16 protein-coding genes and 1 pseudogene are annotated in these 16,799 nt (G+C 51.8%); 6 read left to right on the top strand and 11 right to left on the bottom strand.

What is annotated here, in order from left to right; translation table 11 throughout:
• Positions 1-9: 9 nt before the first annotated feature.
• Both HVZ39_RS12945 and HVZ39_RS12940 read right to left on the bottom strand, forming a co-directional pair.
• Positions 10-1,131, bottom strand: a complete 1,122-nt coding sequence (locus tag HVZ39_RS12945; RefSeq protein ID WP_016153134.1) for an amidohydrolase — start codon at positions 1,129-1,131, stop codon at positions 10-12.
• Positions 1,131-2,129 (bottom strand): MsnO8 family LLM class oxidoreductase, encoded by a 999-nt coding sequence (locus HVZ39_RS12940; RefSeq protein WP_181632506.1) that lies wholly within the window; start codon positions 2,127-2,129, stop codon positions 1,131-1,133. The genes HVZ39_RS12945 and HVZ39_RS12940 overlap by 1 nt, the downstream gene beginning before the upstream one ends.
• A 516-nt stretch (positions 2,130-2,645) precedes the next feature.
• Here HVZ39_RS12940 and HVZ39_RS12935 point away from each other — a divergent pair.
• A complete protein-coding gene (locus tag HVZ39_RS12935) occupies positions 2,646-4,187 on the top strand; it encodes a PAS domain-containing methyl-accepting chemotaxis protein (protein WP_181632505.1) in 1,542 nt (513 codons plus the stop codon).
• 93 nt (positions 4,188-4,280) lie between these two features.
• Here HVZ39_RS12935 and HVZ39_RS12930 read toward each other — a convergent pair whose 3' ends face one another.
• From HVZ39_RS12930 to HVZ39_RS12920, 3 genes are all read right to left on the bottom strand, one after another.
• Positions 4,281-4,514, bottom strand: a complete 234-nt coding sequence (locus tag HVZ39_RS12930) for a hypothetical protein (RefSeq protein WP_016156562.1) — start codon at positions 4,512-4,514, stop codon at positions 4,281-4,283.
• Positions 4,515-4,543: 29 nt separating this feature from the next.
• Positions 4,544-5,023 (bottom strand): type VI secretion system tube protein TssD, encoded by a 480-nt coding sequence (gene tssD / locus HVZ39_RS12925; protein WP_016156563.1) that lies wholly within the window; start codon positions 5,021-5,023, stop codon positions 4,544-4,546.
• 239 nt (positions 5,024-5,262) lie between these two features.
• Entirely contained in the window at positions 5,263-5,955 is a 693-nt protein-coding gene (locus HVZ39_RS12920; protein WP_019076815.1) for a hypothetical protein, read from the bottom strand.
• A gap of 69 nt (positions 5,956-6,024) precedes the next feature.
• On the opposite strand from HVZ39_RS12920, the pseudogene HVZ39_RS12915 reads away from it, so the two are divergent.
• Positions 6,025-6,646, top strand: a pseudogene (locus HVZ39_RS12915) (Tn3 family transposase); the annotation flags it as partial.
• 224 nt (positions 6,647-6,870) lie between these two features.
• Positions 6,871-8,313 (top strand): L-asparagine permease, encoded by a 1,443-nt coding sequence (gene ansP / locus HVZ39_RS12910; protein ID WP_003833088.1) that lies wholly within the window; start codon positions 6,871-6,873, stop codon positions 8,311-8,313.
• 41 nt (positions 8,314-8,354) lie between these two features.
• Here ansP and HVZ39_RS12905 read toward each other — a convergent pair whose 3' ends face one another.
• Both HVZ39_RS12905 and HVZ39_RS12900 read right to left on the bottom strand, forming a co-directional pair.
• Positions 8,355-8,576, bottom strand: coding sequence for a YgdI/YgdR family lipoprotein (locus HVZ39_RS12905; RefSeq protein ID WP_003020157.1), 222 nt, complete (start codon positions 8,574-8,576; stop codon positions 8,355-8,357).
• A 136-nt stretch (positions 8,577-8,712) separates the two neighbouring features.
• A complete protein-coding gene (locus HVZ39_RS12900; protein ID WP_181632504.1) occupies positions 8,713-9,774 on the bottom strand; it encodes a YncE family protein in 1,062 nt (353 codons plus the stop codon).
• Between the two features lie 260 nt (positions 9,775-10,034).
• Here HVZ39_RS12900 and pqqU point away from each other — a divergent pair, with 260 nt between their 5' ends.
• On the top strand, positions 10,035-12,155 hold the full coding sequence (gene pqqU, locus HVZ39_RS12895; protein ID WP_181632503.1) for a TonB-dependent receptor PqqU: 2,121 nt from the start codon (positions 10,035-10,037) through the stop codon (positions 12,153-12,155).
• A gap of 30 nt (positions 12,156-12,185) precedes the next feature.
• Here the strand turns inward: pqqU and HVZ39_RS12890 are convergent, their stop codons facing one another.
• Positions 12,186-13,223: an NADP-dependent oxidoreductase gene (locus HVZ39_RS12890; RefSeq protein WP_046275592.1), complete on the bottom strand. Its 1,038-nt coding sequence runs from the start codon at positions 13,221-13,223 to the stop codon at positions 12,186-12,188.
• A 58-nt stretch (positions 13,224-13,281) separates the two neighbouring features.
• A complete protein-coding gene (locus HVZ39_RS12885) occupies positions 13,282-13,857 on the bottom strand; it encodes an XRE family transcriptional regulator (protein WP_016153140.1) in 576 nt (191 codons plus the stop codon).
• Positions 13,858-13,894: 37 nt separating this feature from the next.
• On the opposite strand from HVZ39_RS12885, the gene mddA reads away from it, so the two are divergent.
• Both mddA and HVZ39_RS12875 read left to right on the top strand, forming a co-directional pair.
• A complete protein-coding gene (gene mddA, locus HVZ39_RS12880) occupies positions 13,895-14,413 on the top strand; it encodes an L-methionine sulfoximine/L-methionine sulfone acetyltransferase (RefSeq protein ID WP_181632502.1) in 519 nt (172 codons plus the stop codon).
• Positions 14,410-14,859 (top strand): DMT family transporter, encoded by a 450-nt coding sequence (locus HVZ39_RS12875; protein WP_016156572.1) that lies wholly within the window; start codon positions 14,410-14,412, stop codon positions 14,857-14,859. The genes mddA and HVZ39_RS12875 overlap by 4 nt, the downstream gene beginning before the upstream one ends.
• Positions 14,860-14,925: 66 nt before the next feature.
• On the opposite strand, the gene HVZ39_RS12870 is transcribed toward HVZ39_RS12875, so the two are convergent.
• Both HVZ39_RS12870 and HVZ39_RS12865 read right to left on the bottom strand, forming a co-directional pair.
• Positions 14,926-15,159 (bottom strand): YdcY family protein, encoded by a 234-nt coding sequence (locus tag HVZ39_RS12870; protein ID WP_016153143.1) that lies wholly within the window; start codon positions 15,157-15,159, stop codon positions 14,926-14,928.
• A 17-nt stretch (positions 15,160-15,176) separates the two neighbouring features.
• Positions 15,177-16,775 (bottom strand): ABC transporter substrate-binding protein, encoded by a 1,599-nt coding sequence (locus HVZ39_RS12865; protein WP_181632501.1) that lies wholly within the window; start codon positions 16,773-16,775, stop codon positions 15,177-15,179.
• Positions 16,776-16,799 lie beyond the last annotated feature (24 nt).

Genomic DNA, 16,799 nt, shown 5'->3' with positions numbered 1-16,799 from the left:
CAGGTAAACTTAAAGATGTGCGAATGCCGTTTTTGCTAGTTGTGCAAAGTAATGCGCGGCAGGTTCAATTAAACGTTCGTCCGGATTAAAGCCCGGGTGATGTAATCCGTATTCACTGGCGCTGCCAATACTGACAAATGCGCCAGGCGTATTTTGCAGATAGACGGCAAAATCCTCGCCGCCCATATGCAGGTCGGCATGATGGGTGGTGTAGCCTGATTGTTTCGCCACGGCGGTGGCGATATCGGCCCAACGTGCATCGTTTACCAACGCGGTCGGCCCTGCATGCCAGATAACGTCGATTTGTGCGCCAAAGGCGTGGGCAAAACCGGCGGCGATGTCATTAACCCGTGCTTTAACCTGCTGTTGCACCGAAGTCCGGTGCGTTCTGAGCGTCCCTTCCAGCTCAACGGATTCTGGCAACACATTCCATGTATTTCCTCCCTGAATACGGGTCACGCTAAGCACCACTGAATCCAGTGTGTTAACGTCTCGACTGGCAACGCTTTGCAACACCGTGACCAGTTGGCTGGCGAGCAGGATGGCATCTCTGCCTTCATGCGGACGCGCCGCATGTGCGCCCTTGCCATTAATACGCAGCACGAAGCGATCGACGTTGGCATAGAACGCGCCGCCGCGTGTGGCAAATTCCCCCACTGGTAAACCTGGCTCATTGTGCATGCCAAAAATAGCCGCAACGTTGTGCAGCGCACCGGCGCGGATCAGCGTTTTTGCGCCACCGAAACTCTCTTCAGCGGGCTGAAACAAAATACGTACTCGCCCCGGTAAGTGTGTTTCCTGTTGTTTAAGCAGCAGCGCGGCGCCCAGCATGACGCTGGTGTGAACGTCATGTCCGCAGGCATGCATCACTCCCGGTGTGAGGGAGCGAAACGGCACATCGGCGCTTTCTTCTATCGGTAGCGCATCGATATCCGCTCGCAGCGCGATGACATCTTCTCCCTGCCCGATTTCCGCGACCAGACCGGTTTTCAGGTCGAACGGCAAAATCTCGACGTCCGCTGCGTGCAGCCAGGCGTGAATGCGCGCCGTCGTTGCCGACTCTTGCAGGGAAAGCTCCGGGTGCTGGTGTAATTCACGACGCCAGTTGATAAGCGTTGAGGCCAGAGTCATCAGAGCACCTCCACGGCGTTATGGGCTTGCGCCAACAACCGCAGCGATGTCAGACGCGCGTGACCTTCCGCGACTGGCGTGTCGATAATGAACTCCTCAATGCCAAATTGCGTATGCAGGGCATTCAGCTTTGCCATCACCTCCTGAGCCGTGCCGTGTAACAACGCCTGCTCACGACGCGCGATTTTGCGTGGCGGACTGCCGGCCTGCGCGGCGAATGCCAGCGCCTGCTCTTCACTGGCTACCGTGACACGTTGACCATTCTCCAGCTCCACGCCCCAGATTTGCACGTTTTCCGCAAGCTGCGCGGCGGTATCGTTACTGTCAGCCACAATCACCTGGACGGCAACTATCGTCGGACGTGCGCTGTGGGTCTGCCAGAAGGACAAAACGTCACGCAATAACGCGCGGTCACCGTTGAGGTGTGCCGCAAAGATAAAATGCCAATTGAATTGCGCTGCTAACTGTGCGCTTTGCACACTGGCTCCCAGGACAAATCCTTCCGGCGGTAACGGTGGGATTGGCGTCGGAAATACCGTTTCCCCGCTTTCCGTGCCGCTCAGCGTCAGCCAGTCGTTAAGCTGGGAAAGTTGGTCGGCAAAACTGCCTTTTTCATCCTGATGCACTCCTTGCTGTAGTGCCTGAGTCGACAGTGGTAAACCGCCAGGGGCTTTCCCTACGCCGAGATCGACACGCCCGGGTGCCAGCGAGGCCAGAAGATTGAAGTTTTCCGCCACTTTGTACGGGCTGTAATGTTGCAGCATCACGCCACCGGAGCCTACACGAATACGCTGGGTTTGCCCGAGGATCCAGGCAATCACCAGCTCCGGTGATGGGCTGGCCAGCTGTGGCGTATTATGGTGTTCCGCGATCCAGAAACGATGGTATCCCCACTCTTCTGCCTGCTGCGCCAGACGTAACGTCCGGGCAAGCGCCATCGCGGCGGTTTCACCTTCCCCGAGGGGGCTTTTATCCAGAATACTCAGGCGATATGACATGTTACGGGCCTATGCTTGTTAACATGTCATTATTATTAAATTATCAGATAACCATGCAGAAACATTTAATTCACATTTGCTCAGCTAAAAAGTAGATAACCAGCCCTGACGCTGTCAGGGTTAAAATTCGGATCGCCTTGTACTGGTCGGAACACGAAACTGAAAACACGCGGAATGTATGGCCTACAAAATATAATAGGGTCGTTGGTCTCACGGGAATAACATCCAAATCATTTCATGCCAGTTTTCTTTTTGCGAAAACGTTTTTTAACGCGATTTACGTTAAGTCAGGTTAAATGACTTAAAACGTTATGCGGTTGTATAAAATGTTTCAGTTTTATGACCCTGAATGAATATTCCACAGAGATTTTTTAATTTAAATACTTCCACAGAAATGATGATTAGTAGAGAATGCAGCGTTTCTTATTAAAACGGTTTAAAACGGCTTTTTAATATTCATCCCGATTTTATTACGGGAATTTTTGTATGGATTATACATATCATTATGGGGCCTCTATGAAAAGTAACATGCCCGTTACACAAATTGAGCACGCACTTAACGACAAAGCGACGCTGCTTTCAACGACGGATAAAGAAAGTCATATTACCTACGCTAACTCTGCTTTTATCGATGCCAGCGGATTTAACGAAGATCAATTAATGGGCGAAGCGCATAATATTATTCGCCATCCTGACATGCCTCCCGCTGCATTCGCCGATATGTGGTACACGCTACAGCAGGGAGACAGCTGGACGGGTATGGTGAAAAACCGCCGCCAAAATGGTGACCATTACTGGGTTCGCGCCAACGTTACGCCGGTCTGGCACAATGAAAAACTCACCGGTTACATCTCAGTGCGTACCGTTCCTTCGCGTGATGAAATAACTCACAGCGAAAGTTTATACCAAAAAATGAATAGTCAGCAGTTTAAAGGCTTTCGACTTTTTAAAGGGATTATCATTCGTCGCGGCTTATTGGCATGGACCTCCATGTTTAAATGGCTGAATATCAGCCAGCGCGTCAATTATTCTTTAGGGGTGACGGCCCTGCTCGCTTTGCTATTTATCTTCGCCCCGTTTAATCCCTTTATTCAGTCGGGTGGCTTGCTGGTGTTATTTCTGGCGCTGGCTATTTACCTTAAGTATCAAATTTGTCAGCCAGTTAATACGCTCCTGACGCAAATGAAGAAAGTGGTGTCCGGACGTAAACCTGATAACTGTCATTTAAATCGGGTGGATGAGATCGGAATGCTAATGCGACTGGTTAATCAGTCTGGGCTTAATCTGAATTCTCTGGTCGATGACGTCAGTACGCAAATTTCCGGTATTCGCGCTATCAGTCAGCGGGTATCAAAAGAAGGTACGGCGCTGCATAAGCGTTCAGAAGAAACCTCTGCCGACCTGCAACAAACCGCTGCGGCCATTGAAGAAATTGGTAGCGCGGTACAACAAACCGCTGAGACGGCGGCACATACCATGACCATGGCCGATAAAACCAGCGCCAACGCTGCAGAAGGCGGCGATATCATGAAACAAACTATCGCCATGATGCAGGCGATATCGCGTGACAACGGGCAGATCGTTGACATCATTGGCGTGATCGACAGCATCGCCTTTCAGACCAATATTCTGGCGCTCAATGCCGCGGTTGAAGCCGCGCGAGCCGGGGAATCCGGGCGTGGCTTCGCCGTTGTCGCGGCAGAAGTCCGCAATCTGGCCCAACACTCGGCGTCTGCGGCAAAAGAGATCAAACAGCTTATTGAGAAGAACGTCGCCAATGTTAATAGCGGCGTCAAAATGGTGGAGCAAACAGAAACGCATCTCACCGGGATGATTGGGGATGTACTGCAGATGTCGATGATGATCAAAGACATTAGTCTGGCCACGCGTGAGCAAACCCAGGCTTTGGATCTGATTAACGATTCAATTTCACGCGTTGGCACCATGACACACAATAATGCCGAGATGGTGGAGCGCGTCACCGACGCCACCGCCGATCTGACCCAGCGTTCATCACGCTTACAGCAGGCCGTTCAGGTCTTTGGCGTATCGGCATAACGTTACGGCGCTTATTGGGTGAATGTCTCGATAAGCGCACTCCTCTACATGGGGCTCTACGCCGGAACCGCCGAAATTTCCGGTCCGTTGCTTTTAGTGATCTTTCGGTACCTCAATGACTCCATCAGCAATGCCCTGAGCCAGCCTTTCGATCCATTTTGCAAAGCGAAATATCCAGGGTATTGCAGGCATCTGGACTTTTGAAGCGCTGTCCATCACCCGTTTAAAGGCATCCATATAGTCATAACAGCCCTGCAATAATTGAGCATCACCATTATCATGAACTATCTTCGCTAACTGCTGTTGTTCAGCAGTTAAGTCGACCATTTTCTTTCCTCCTTTGGTGCCCCTCGTCATCAGGCACAGCAACGATCGTTCCATGAGTCTCGATAGATAATATTACCCTCCATATACTTCCAGGTAATCGCCTCATAACGCAACTCGAGCGTTTCAAGGTGAGTACTACTCATACCGTTAGGTGACAGGTATGGCGCAACCGTTGTGAACTTGACGTTTTCCAGAATGATATTGAAATACTCCGCCTCGATGCCCGATTCCAGGATACGGTACATCTTGATTGTCGCCTTCTTCATGGTTCGGCCTTCACAGACAGCGCGGTACAGGAGCGGTGTTGTCTGATCAAATTCCTTCACTATCGTGATCGGGCTATGAACGCGCGTCCCTGTAAGTTTGCCCCAATTGGGGTCTACTGGAATGGTTACGCCGTGCGAAAATGATTTTAATTCGATGGAACCCAAACGCAGGGGCATTAAACAACTGCCAACAATCGGCGATCCATTTTCATCTTCAAGCCATAAATGAGCGGGAGTAGACATATAATTTCCTTATCAGTGATGATTTAAGTAACTGTGATATTAACGCTGTCACCATTTACAGTAACGCGTGAAAATAACAATCATAACTATGGCGAATACGCCTGTAGGCCAGACAGGGCTGTCAGGGAAAAAATATCCCTGGAGCAATGCGAAAATAATCGTAAAAATGACAGGTCCGTACAGCGATGATAAAAACCTGAGCTGCCACAGTAGAAATTTCTTTAGTGATCGAATCATGGTTATCTGATCATCCGGGTGATGATATGTGCTATACCGGAATCAGATGACCATTGCGCTTCAATTGCGCCCGCGCGCTCAAATACCGGTTCAATCAGGAAATACATCATATCCAGTTGTTGCATGTAAAGTGCAGAGTAATAAGCTGGATACTGGACGTGTAGACGACGAGCACTATCCGCCGCTTTCTGAACCAAGCCGTACGTGGCCACAACCCCCGCAGTCGTACCCGCTGCACGTCCCGTAAGAGCACTGAGTTGCATACTTAGATGCAATCCGATACGGACGCTGGTAGCGACCGCTAAAGCGTACCCCGCACCGGTAAGGGTGCTGGCCGCGATATGAACATTTACAGCCATAAGTGCTTTTTTTATATGCTCTAATTGGGCATTAGTTTTGTATTTGAATACTTCTTCAAAGTAGACACGAAGCATTTCATAGACAACGTCACCATGCTGGATAATGCGAATAACAGCATTCCTGAAGCGCAGATCCTCCGTTTTTTGCTGCTGGCAAACATCATTATATTCATCGGTAAAGCAGGACGTGTAATACAGCAGACGGGTAGCGCCCTTTCCCAAGGTTTCAACTTGATTTGTAACCTGCTGACCGACGGCAGAAACTGCATGATCGAGCTTTAATGCAAGGATCCTGTTAGCCTGTAGGTAACTGATGACTTCATTGTTGTTGTACATAACCGCTCCATGCTAATTTCATTACATCCAGTTTTTCATTACTTTTCTCGGGAAAGCGTCCGATAAAAGGATTCGTCAGCATATAAAAAATGCCTGATCCAGCCTGCGGGCAGATTGTTCTGGACCTTATCACACGCGAAAAAAGCAATCTTGATCGCATCGTCGCCACGCCGGGGCTGAAGGAAATGACGCAGGGAACGCTGTTCCGCAAGTTATGTACATATACAACGGCCAACCCGACAAGACAGGCGATATTTGAATACGATCGGCTGGTTCGCAGTATTTACACGCTGAAGTATCTGCGTGACCCGCAGTTGGAACGCAATATCCGTCGCTCCCAGAATCGCGTTTAATCTTATCACCAGTTACCCAAAGTCGGCGGTAAGAAAGAGTTAACAGGGAAAAATGATACTGAAACGGACATCAGTACCCAGTGTGGGCGATTGATCTCCAATGCGATCATTTATTACAACTCCGTGTTCCTGTCACGTTTGCTGGAGAGACTGGAAGCCGAAGATAATACCAAAGGCGTCGAGGCGCTGACCCGGATATCACAGATGGCCTGCAGCACATTTTACTGAACGGGCATTACACCTTCCAGAGCAGCAATGAACTTATCGATCTGGATACTCTTGTTGCCGGACTTAAACTGGGTTTCGGCGGTTCCGACGTAGAACCTCTACAGGTATAAACGCCCTTCTCCTTTATTGGCTGAATCGAGGCCACACCGCGCCAGTACCGGCTGCATAAAAATGCTGAATTCTTGTTACCGGGGCTTTGCGGAACCAATCAATTGAATGTAGGATGCTCGGCCGGCAGTTTTCCCCCGTAACACAATGAAGGGTAAGGCTGTTTTCGCCGCAGCAGGTGCGGCAAAAAGGATGTTGTATTTTTGTCAGGTCAACAGGAATCGTAATGAACACAAACAACACGCAAGCCGCGGAACAACATGCGGCGAAACGACGCTGGTTGAATGCTCACGAAGAGGGGTATCACAAAGCGATGGGCAATCGACAGGTACAAATGATCGCCATTGGCGGCGCAATTGGTACCGGGTTGTTTTTAGGGGCAGGCGCACGCCTGCAGATGGCCGGCCCGGCTTTGGCGCTGGTCTATCTGGTATGCGGTATTTTTTCGTTCTTTATACTGCGCGCGCTCGGCGAACTGGTTTTACATCGCCCTTCCAGCGGTAGCTTCGTTTCCTACGCCCGTGAATTTTTAGGTGAGAAAGCCGCCTATGTGGCTGGCTGGATGTACTTCATCAACTGGGCGATGACCGGCATTGTCGATATCACCGCGGTGGCGTTGTATATGCACTACTGGGGCGCGTTTGGCGACGTGCCGCAGTGGGTGTTCGCCCTCGGCGCGCTGGCTATTGTCGGTACCATGAACATGATCGGCGTGAAATGGTTCGCGGAGATGGAGTTTTGGTTTGCGCTGGTTAAGGTACTGGCAATTGTGATTTTCCTGGTGGTAGGTACCGTTTTTTTAGGTACCGGAAAGCCGCTGGATGGTAACGCCACGGGTTTTCACCTGATTACCGACAACGGCGGCTTCTTCCCGCATGGCCTGCTGCCTGCGCTGGTACTGGTACAGGGTGTGGTTTTCGCCTTTGCCTCTATTGAACTGGTGGGTACCGCCGCCGGTGAGTGCAAAGATCCGCAAACGATGGTGCCGAAAGCAATCAATAGCGTTATCTGGCGTATTGGTCTGTTTTATGTGGGTTCTGTCGTGCTGCTGGTTCTGCTACTGCCCTGGAACGCCTATCAGGCGGGGCAAAGCCCGTTTGTGACCTTCTTTTCCAAACTGGGCGTGCCGTACATTGGCAGTATCATGAATATTGTGGTGCTCACCGCGGCGCTTTCCAGCCTTAACTCAGGGTTGTACTGCACCGGGCGTATTTTACGCTCCATGTCGATGGGCGGTTCGGCACCGAAATTCATGGCTAAAATGAGCCGTCAACAGGTGCCATGGGCCGGGATCCTCGCCACGCTGGTCGTGTATGTCGTCGGGGTATTCCTGAACTATCTGGTGCCGTCACAGGTGTTTGAGATCGTGTTGAACTTCGCGTCACTGGGCATTATTGCGTCGTGGGGGTTTATCATGGTCTGTCAGATGCGTCTGCGCCGGGCCATAAAAGAAGGTAAAACGGCAGACGTCAGCTTTAAACTGCCGGGCGCACCGTTTACCTCGTGGTTAACGCTGCTGTTCCTGCTAAGCGTACTGGTATTGATGGCGTTTGACTATCCAAATGGCACCTATACCATCGCGTCATTACCGCTGATTGCCATCCTGCTGGTCGCGGGCTGGTTCGGCGTGCGTAAACGCGTTGCAGAGATCCACCGCACCGCGCCATAACGGCAGAAGGCCTGACAGGTTAATCCTTCAGGCCTTCTTTTTTAGTTCGCTTCAATCAACTGCGCTACGTCGTTGCTGTTAATTTCCCGCGCATTCCCATCCTGATCGGTATAGCTGGTCATTCCCGTGTCTTTATCCAGTTTTGGCTTACCCTGGGTGGTGATGGTTTGTCCGCTTTTGGTCGTCATGACGTAATCGGTGGTGCATCCTGCCAATGTAAACAGCATTACGCCTGCACAAAGACAGATAAATGGCTTTTTCATGGTATTCCCGTGTTATTCAGTTAGCCGTTGAGGGCGTAGTGTAAGTCCCTGAAGTAGGTCAGGCTACTGGCGGGGTGTAACGAGGCGTATCGGGGGATTTAGAGAAGTGACAGGAGGGGTTTCCCCCTCCGGTTAATTACAGCGCAATACGAATAACATCGTCCGGCTGGGTGGCTTCCTGCTCGCGGGTGGACTTCTGTTTCACGCTCACGTACAGGGTTTCACCGTCGGCGGAGAGCGCCAGGCTATTCGGGAATGTTGGGGTCTCGAACGTTTTAACGACTTTATAGCTTTTCGCGTCGATCACGCTCACTTTGCCGGCCTGACGATGGGTCACGTAGGCCTCGTTACGCGCCGGGTTAAACAGCACGGCCAGGGATTCCGGCGCGGCGACTTTTGCCAGGACGTTGCCATTACGGGTGTCGATTACCAGCACTTCCGCCGCTTTAGAGTCGGTGACAAAGGCGCGGTTGCCCGCCGTGTCCAGACTCAGGTTGATGAAGAAATGCTCTTTTCCATCATCCAGCAGCTTTTTACGGCTGAGAATTTTGTTGGTGGTGGTATCGATAGTGATGAATTCACCGTCCGCATTGGCGGTGTACAGGCGTTTAGCCTTGCTGTCGACAGCCAGAGCGGTGCTCATTTTGCCGGTATTTTGAATGGTGTCCTTCAATTTAATGGCATCACCGTCCACCACCCAAATCACGCTCTCTTTACCAATACCGCTAATGTATACCGTGTTGGTGGCGTCATCGGCGACCAGCTCACGCGGCTGCAGTGGGCGAACGTCTTCAGAACGCTTACGCGCATCCAGCACCAGACGTCCTTTCACCGCGCCCGTTTTAGCATCCATTGCCGTCACCGCGCTGTTTACCGTGTTGCCGAACCACAGCGTTTGCGTGGCGTTGTTGATGGTGGCGCCAAACGGTTTGAGATCGTTATGAATAACCTGAGTCACTTCGAGGGTGACCGGGTCAAGACGGTAAACCACCCCGCCGGTATCCAGTTTGCGGCTCTGCGAGGTCGCCAGCCACAGCGCGTTCTCTTGCTGACTGTATGCCATTTCATAGGCGCCTTTGCCCACGGCTTTGCGCAGCAGTTCTTCTGCAGCCTGCGTAGTAAAAGATGATGCAACGAGCAGTGAACCTAACAGTAAAGAACCACGCAGACGCGGCGAAAACAGATGACGTAAAGACATGACGACTCCCTTTGATAAATTCGTTTGTTACTGCTTCACATAGCTTCAATGAGCAAAATCATGGTTTTGCCTTTTTCAAGAATGAGAATAGTAATCATTATTCATCTCAAAGTGGAGCACTTCTTCACATATTGACTACAATCGTTGTCATTGCCCGAAAAATTAGCGCAATTCAGCAGCGCTAAAATTCATCTTTTATAAAAAAATTCACGCGCTTATCGCCGGTTTTACGGCGTAAGCATCATTAACTGGCCTTGTTCATGACGATTTTTGCATCCCGCTACACTGCACTTCCTGTTTCTTTACTGCCTGTCTTCCTCTCGCCTTATGCCGTGGCAGAAAGTGAGATAAACGATCAAACGCTGATCGTTAGCGCGACACCACAGTCCGTTTCTGAACTGGACACCCCTGCCGCCGTCAGCGTCGTTGACGGAGAAGATATGCGTCTGGCAACGCCGCGAATTAACCTGTCTGAATCCCTGACCAGCGTCCCTGGGCTGCAGGTGCAAAATCGGCAAAACTACGCCCAGGATCTCCAGTTGTCGATTCGCGGATTTGGTTCGCGAACCACTTATGGCATCCGCGGCATTCGTTTGTATGTCGACGGGATCCCGGCAACCATGCCGGATGGGCAGGGTCAAACATCCAATATTGATATCAGCAGCGTACAAAATATTGAGGTTTTACGCGGCCCCTTCTCTGCTCTGTATGGCAATGCGTCTGGTGGAGTGATGAATGTCAGCACTGAAACGGGACATGAGCCGCCAACCATTGAAGCCAGCAGTTATTACGGCAGTTTTGGTAGTTGGCGCTACGGGTTAAAAGCAACGGGCGCACTGGGCGATGGTACACAGCGAGGGGATGTGGATTACACCGTTTCAACAACCCGGTTTACTACCCATGGTTATCGCGATCGCAGCAGCGCACAAAAAAATCTGGCCAATGCCAAACTGGGCGTGCGCATGGACGATACGAGCAAACTAACCCTGATTTTCAATAGCGTAGAGAGTAAAGCTGACGATCCTGGTGGTCTTACCGAGTCGGAGTGGCAGGCCAATCCGCAGCAATCTCCCCGCGCTGAGCAATACAACACGCGAAAAACCATCAAGCAGACCCAGGCGGGGTTGCGCTATGAACGCCAGCTTAGCGCGAAGGATGATATCAGCATCATGACTTATGCGGGCGAGCGTGAAACCACTCAGTATCAGTCAATCCCGATGGCCCCTCAGTTAAAACCCTCTCATGCCGGAGGCGTTATTACCCTGCAACGTCATTATCAAGGGATAGACAACCGCTGGACTCACCGTGGCGAGCTGGGCGTACCCGTGACCTTCACCACCGGTCTGAATTACGAAAACATGAGCGAAAACCGTAAAGGCTACAACAACTTTCGCCTTGATGATGGCGTGCCAGAATATGGTCAGAAAGGCGACTTACGACGTAACGAACGTAACCTGATGTGGAATGTCGATCCCTATCTGCAAACCCAGTGGCAATTAACGCAGAAACTCTCGCTGGATGCCGGGGTTCGCTACAGTTCGGTGTGGTTTGATTCTAACGATCGCTATATTACGCCAGGTAACGGAGATGACAGCGGTGACGCCAGCTATCACCAGTGGTTACCTGCTGGATCGTTAAAATACGCCATCACCGATACCTGGAACGTCTACCTGTCCGCGGGACGTGGGTTCGAAACGCCCACCATCAACGAGTTGTCTTACCGCTCCGACGGCCAAAGTGGGATGAATTTTGACCTACAGCCTTCTACAAACGATACCGTGGAAATCGGCAGTAAAACGCGTATCGGCGATGGGCTGTTTACCGCAGCGCTATTCCAGACCGATACCGATGACGAGATCGTGGTTGACAGCAGTAGCGGCGGGCGGACAACCTACAAAAACGCTGGAAAAACCCGCCGTCAGGGAGGTGAGTTATCCTGGGACCAACGCTTTGCCGCAAGCTGGCGCGTAAAAGCTGCATGGACCTGGCTGGATGCGACCTACCGCAGCAACGTCTGTGGCGATCAAAACTGCAACGGCAACCGCCTGCCTGGCATTGCGCAAAACATGGGATTTGCTTCGCTGGGCTACGTGCCTGATGAAGGTTGGTATGCGGGAACTGATGTTCGTTATATGAGCAACATTATGGCCAATGATGAAAATACGGCGCAAGCCCCGTCCTATACCGTAGTGGGTTTAAATACCGGCTATAAATTTTATTACCGCAGTCTGATGATCGACCTGTTCGGTCGGGTGGATAATCTGTTTGATAAGTCCTACGTCGGTTCGGTGATAGTGAATGAGGCAAATGGTCGATATTACGAACCGGCGCCAGGACGAAACTATGGCGTAGGGATTAATCTGGCCTGGCGTTTTGAATAGCACTGGCGGGAATGACTCCCGCCATCCGTTTTACGCATCGTCTGCAAGACGAATCACCACTTTACCGAAGTTTTTTCCCGTCAGCAGGCCGATAAAGGTCTGCGGCGCATTTTCCAGACCGTCGGTGATTTGTTCGCGGTAATGGATTTTGCCCTCTTTAACCCAGCGCCCCATCTCCCGCTGAAACTCCTGAATGCGGTGACCATAATCCTGACCAATGATAAAGCCCTGCATCCGGATTCGCTTTTTCAGCAGCGTTGCCATCAGCAAAGGTAATCTATCGGGTCCGCCAGGAAGTGTTGTGGCGTTGTAACCGCTGACCAATCCGCACAGCGGAATGCGCGCAGAGGTATTGAGTAATGGCAGAACGGCGTCAAATACCTTGCCGCCGACGTTTTCGTAGTAAATATCGATCCCCTGCGGACAGGCTTTTGCCAGCTGTTGCGCAAAATCTTGTGCATGGTGATCGAGGCAGACATCAAAGCCCAAGACCTCGGTGGCATGTCGGCATTTCTCTGCCCCGCCAGCAACCCCGATTACCCGGCAGCCTTTGAGCTTACCAATCTGCCCTACCGTTGCGCCAACCGGGCCGGTGGCGGCGGCCACAACCAGCGTTTCCCCCGCTTTTGGCTGACCGATATCCAGCAGCCCCATATAAGCAGTAAATCCTGGCATCCCCATCACTCCCAGCGCCCAGGAGGGATGTTCGGGATTATCGCCAAGCTTCACCAGCCCGTTACCGTCGGAGATGTCATAGTCCTGCCAGCCGCTGTAGCTCAGCACCCACTCGCCTGGCTGGTAATCAGGATGGTTGGAGGACACCACGCGACTCACGGTCCCGCCAACCATCACGCCGCCAATCTCTACCGGCGGGGAGTAAGACGGCTCATCGCTCATGCGTCCACGCATGTAGGGATCGAGGGAAAGAAAAATGGTGCGCAGCAAAACCTGGCCTTCACCCGGCGTTGCCACCTCATCGTCTTCAAGACGGAAGTTTTCCGGGACCGGCGCGCCATGCGGGCGGGAAGCCAGTACCCAGCGGCGATTGCGATTAGTCTGTTGACCCATGATGTGCTCCTCTGCTTTTGGCATGATTCCATCAATAGTAGCAGCCTGTGTCCGCCAGTTAGCTGACGACATGATTTAACCGCACAACCAGGTAAACGCAGGGTTGTGCGGTTTCATTAATAAACCGACAATCATTCGGCGGGCCAAGCTCCAGGCAATCGCCAGCCCGCATTTCATGACGCACGTCCCCTTCCACAAAGACCAATTCCCCCTGCTGTAGCCAGATAAGTTGTCTTGCCTGCACGTAGGAAGAGGCTGGCATCGGGATGTCGCTTCCAGCGGGCAATTCTATCTGCACCAGATCAATAGGCAGATCGCTGCGCGGTGAAACGTGGCGGCGCAGATAGTGGCTTTGCGGGTCGTGCCAGACAGGCTGATCAGCGAAGCGCAGCAGCTTGCCCTCCTGCATTTCGGCCCGCGCCATCAGCATAGACATGCTGATACCAAAGGCACCGGAGAGCCTGCCCAGCAGCGTGGCCGTAGGGCTGCTCTCACCGCGCTCTATTTTATGGATCATCGCCCGCGACACGCCTGCGCGTTCAGCGAGTTCCGTCAGAGACCACCCGCGAGACTCCCGCTCAATGCGAATTCTTGCACCGATCCGTTGATTTATGCTGTCTTCAATAGTATTCATATTGTAATACTATAGTGAACAATCCCTGAGGTTCAACATGTCCATTCGATTTGCCAGCAAAGAAGACTGTGCCGCCATTGCAGAAATCTACAACCACGCGGTACTGCATACGGCGGCTATCTGGAACGATCAAACGGTCGATGCCGAAAACCGTATCTCATGGTATCAAGCCCGCCAGTTGATGGGCTATCCGGTGCTGGTGAGTGAAGAGAATGGCGTGATTACAGGGTACGCCTCCTTTGGCGACTGGCGTAACTTTGATGGATTCCGTCATACCGTTGAACATTCGGTGTATGTCCATCTTGCTCATCAGGGTAAAGGCCTGGGACGAGCGCTGCTCAGCAGACTGATAGAAGAAGCCCGCGCGTGCGGCAAGCATGTGATGGTTGCGGGCATTGAGTCTCAGAATCAGGCGTCGCTGCATCTGCACAGTACGCTGGGTTTTAAAACCACCGCGCAAATGCCACAGGTTGGCACTAAATTTGGGCGCTGGCTGGATCTGACTTTTATGCAGTTGCAGTTAGACGATCGCCGCGAACCGGATGCCAGCAGATGAACCAGACGCTAACCCTCTCCTTTCTGATTGCCGCAGGTATTGGTCTGGTGGTGCAAAATACCTTGATGGTACGCATCACGCAGACGTCCTCGACGATCCTCATCGCCATGTTACTTAACTCGCTGGTCGGGATCGTGCTGTTTGTCAGCATACTGTGGTTTAAGCAAGGTATGGCGGGGTTTGGGGAACTGGTTTCCAGCGTGCGCTGGTGGACGCTAATCCCTGGCTTGCTGGGATCGTTCTTTGTTTTTGCCAGCATCAGTGGATACCAAAATGTGGGTGCAGCAACCACTATCGCGGTGCTGGTGGCCAGCCAGTTAATCGGCGGACTGGTGCTGGATATTCTGCGCAGTCATGGCGTGCCGCTGCGGGCGTTGGTGGGGCCGGTCTGCGGCGCGGTGCTGCTGGTCGTTGGGGCCTGGCTGGTGGCAAGACGTTCGTTTTAATTGCGCTTATCCGGCCTGAACATGCAGGCCGGATAAGGTGTTACTTCGCCATCTGACAACAACGAATTAAAGGATTGTGCCGCCTTTGGTCAACTGTTCGCGACGGGTTTCCATATCCTCTTTATGCTGACGGCCATGATGTGCGATAGCCGTACGCAAACGCTGTTGCTGGGTGTAACGTTCTTCCCGGCTCAGCACGACATCATCGCTGAGTTCAATCAGCAATTCATTCATATGCGTAATGACGCTCTCTTCAATGGCGGCATCAACACGTGCGCTGACCTCATCCAGATGCGACATAACCTCTCCTTAACTCATTAATTTAATTTTGCTTTTGAAAAATCGCTGCCCATCAGGCTAACGCTGTATCCGCTGACGTTGCTGCGCGTCGCGTAAAACGTTTTCCCGTTTGCCAACGCGATCCACGGAGCCTGCTGGTAGAAAATCTCTTGCGACTGCTGGTAAAGCGCGGCGCGTTCTTCCGGTTTACTCACCAGTTTCGCCTTTTGAACCAGCGAATTATACTCTTTATCGCACCAGCGCGCGGCGTTAGATCCGGTTTTAATGCTGTCACAACCCAGCAGTACATCGGCGAAGTTATCCGGATCGCCGTTGTCTGACATCCAACCGAACAACGCGGTGTCATGCTCACCTTTACGCATTCCGGAGAGATATTCGCCCCACTCGTACGACACAATTTTCGCCTTCACGCCAACCTTCGCCCAGTCGCTTTGGATCATCTCGGCAATCCGTCGGGAGTTCGGGTTGTATGGGCGCTGAACCGGCATTGACCACAGCGTCGCTTCAAAGCCGTTTTCCAGTCCCGCCTGTTTCAGCAGATCTTTCGCTTTTTGCGGGTCATAAGCGTAATCCTGCAGATCTTTATTGAACCCCAACATATTCGGCGGAATTGGCGATTTTGCCACCGTACCGGAACCTAAAAAGACGGCGTTAATAATGGCCTTTTTGTCTGTCGCGTAGTTAAGCGCCTGACGCACCAGCACGTTATCAAACGGTTTTTTCTCGGTATTAAACGCCAGATACCCGACGTTCAGCGCTTCAACCGAATGCAGCGTCAAATCTTTATTCTTCTTAATCTCGTCAAACTGTACGGGCGCAGGCGCCGGAATTATCTGACATTCATTGGTTTGCAGTTTCGCCAATCGGGTCTGTACGTTTGGCGTGATTGAGAAGATCAGGTGCTTCGTGGGGACGGCGCCGTCCCAGTAGTTCGGGTTGGCGAGATAGCGGATTTGCGAATCCTGCTTGTACTGCTGCAACACGTATGGCCCAGTGCCAATTGGCCAGTTATCGACGTTTTCCGGAGTGCCTTTTTTCAGCATCACGTCGGCATATTCCGCAGAGAGGATGGAGGCAAAATCCATTCCCCAGTCGGCAAGAAACGCGGCGTTAGGTTCATTAAGGATAAACTGAACGTGATAATCATCGACCTTCTTCACTTCTTTAATCAGTTTATCCAGACCGACATCGTTGAAGTATTCGTAGCTTCCCTGAGAAATTTTGTGGTACGGATGATCGGCATCTTTCTGTCGTAATACCGAGAAAACCACGTCATCAGCGTTGAAGTCGCGGGTTGGTTTGAAGAATTTATTACTGTTGAATTTCACGCCCTGACGCAGGGTAAAAGTGTAGGTCTTACCGTCCGGCGAAATCCTCCAGTCCGTTGCCAGAGACGGAACTGGCGTATTTTTTACCGGATCAAAGTTGATGAGTCGGTTGTAGAGCACCTGTGAGCTGGCCACAAACGATGGACCGGAACTGGCGATTTGCGGGTTAAATGACTCTGGCGACGCTTCTGAGCAGTAAATGAGAGTGTCGGTATTGGCCGCGAACGCCGCGCCTGATGGTAAGACGGCGCTGAGCGCCAGCGCGAGTAACGTTTTCCTTGCAATCATGGTTATAAGCCTTCTTATTTTATT

The sequence above is a fragment of the Citrobacter sp. RHB35-C21 genome (genome assembly GCF_013816515.1).
Taxonomy (GTDB): domain Bacteria; phylum Pseudomonadota; class Gammaproteobacteria; order Enterobacterales; family Enterobacteriaceae; genus Citrobacter; species Citrobacter braakii.
This window is presented reverse-complemented; position numbering and strand designations above follow the sequence as displayed.

Excerpts from the sequence above, each read along its gene's own strand:
- HVZ39_RS12905 (WP_003020157.1), bottom strand. The coding sequence starts at position 8,576 with ATGAAAAAGCCATTTATCTGTCTTTGTGCAGGCGTAATGCTGTTTACA.
- ansP (WP_003833088.1), top strand. The coding sequence starts at position 6,871 with ATGAACACAAACAACACGCAAGCCGCGGAACAACATGCGGCGAAACGA.
- tssD (WP_016156563.1), bottom strand. The coding sequence starts at position 5,023 with ATGTCTACTCCCGCTCATTTATGGCTTGAAGATGAAAATGGATCGCCG.
- mddA (WP_181632502.1), top strand. The coding sequence starts at position 13,895 with ATGTCCATTCGATTTGCCAGCAAAGAAGACTGTGCCGCCATTGCAGAA.
- HVZ39_RS12890 (WP_046275592.1), bottom strand. The coding sequence starts at position 13,223 with ATGGGTCAACAGACTAATCGCAATCGCCGCTGGGTACTGGCTTCCCGC.
- HVZ39_RS12935 (WP_181632505.1), top strand. The coding sequence starts at position 2,646 with ATGAAAAGTAACATGCCCGTTACACAAATTGAGCACGCACTTAACGAC.
- HVZ39_RS12945 (WP_016153134.1), bottom strand. The coding sequence starts at position 1,131 with ATGACTCTGGCCTCAACGCTTATCAACTGGCGTCGTGAATTACACCAG.
- HVZ39_RS12870 (WP_016153143.1), bottom strand. The coding sequence starts at position 15,159 with ATGTCGCATCTGGATGAGGTCAGCGCACGTGTTGATGCCGCCATTGAA.
- HVZ39_RS12940 (WP_181632506.1), bottom strand. The coding sequence starts at position 2,129 with ATGTCATATCGCCTGAGTATTCTGGATAAAAGCCCCCTCGGGGAAGGT.
- HVZ39_RS12875 (WP_016156572.1), top strand. The coding sequence starts at position 14,410 with ATGAACCAGACGCTAACCCTCTCCTTTCTGATTGCCGCAGGTATTGGT.
- HVZ39_RS12930 (WP_016156562.1), bottom strand. The coding sequence starts at position 4,514 with ATGGTCGACTTAACTGCTGAACAACAGCAGTTAGCGAAGATAGTTCAT.
- pqqU (WP_181632503.1), top strand. The coding sequence starts at position 10,035 with ATGACGATTTTTGCATCCCGCTACACTGCACTTCCTGTTTCTTTACTG.
- HVZ39_RS12900 (WP_181632504.1), bottom strand. The coding sequence starts at position 9,774 with ATGTCTTTACGTCATCTGTTTTCGCCGCGTCTGCGTGGTTCTTTACTG.
- HVZ39_RS12885 (WP_016153140.1), bottom strand. The coding sequence starts at position 13,857 with ATGAATACTATTGAAGACAGCATAAATCAACGGATCGGTGCAAGAATT.
- HVZ39_RS12920 (WP_019076815.1), bottom strand. The coding sequence starts at position 5,955 with ATGTACAACAACAATGAAGTCATCAGTTACCTACAGGCTAACAGGATC.
- HVZ39_RS12865 (WP_181632501.1), bottom strand. The coding sequence starts at position 16,775 with ATGATTGCAAGGAAAACGTTACTCGCGCTGGCGCTCAGCGCCGTCTTA.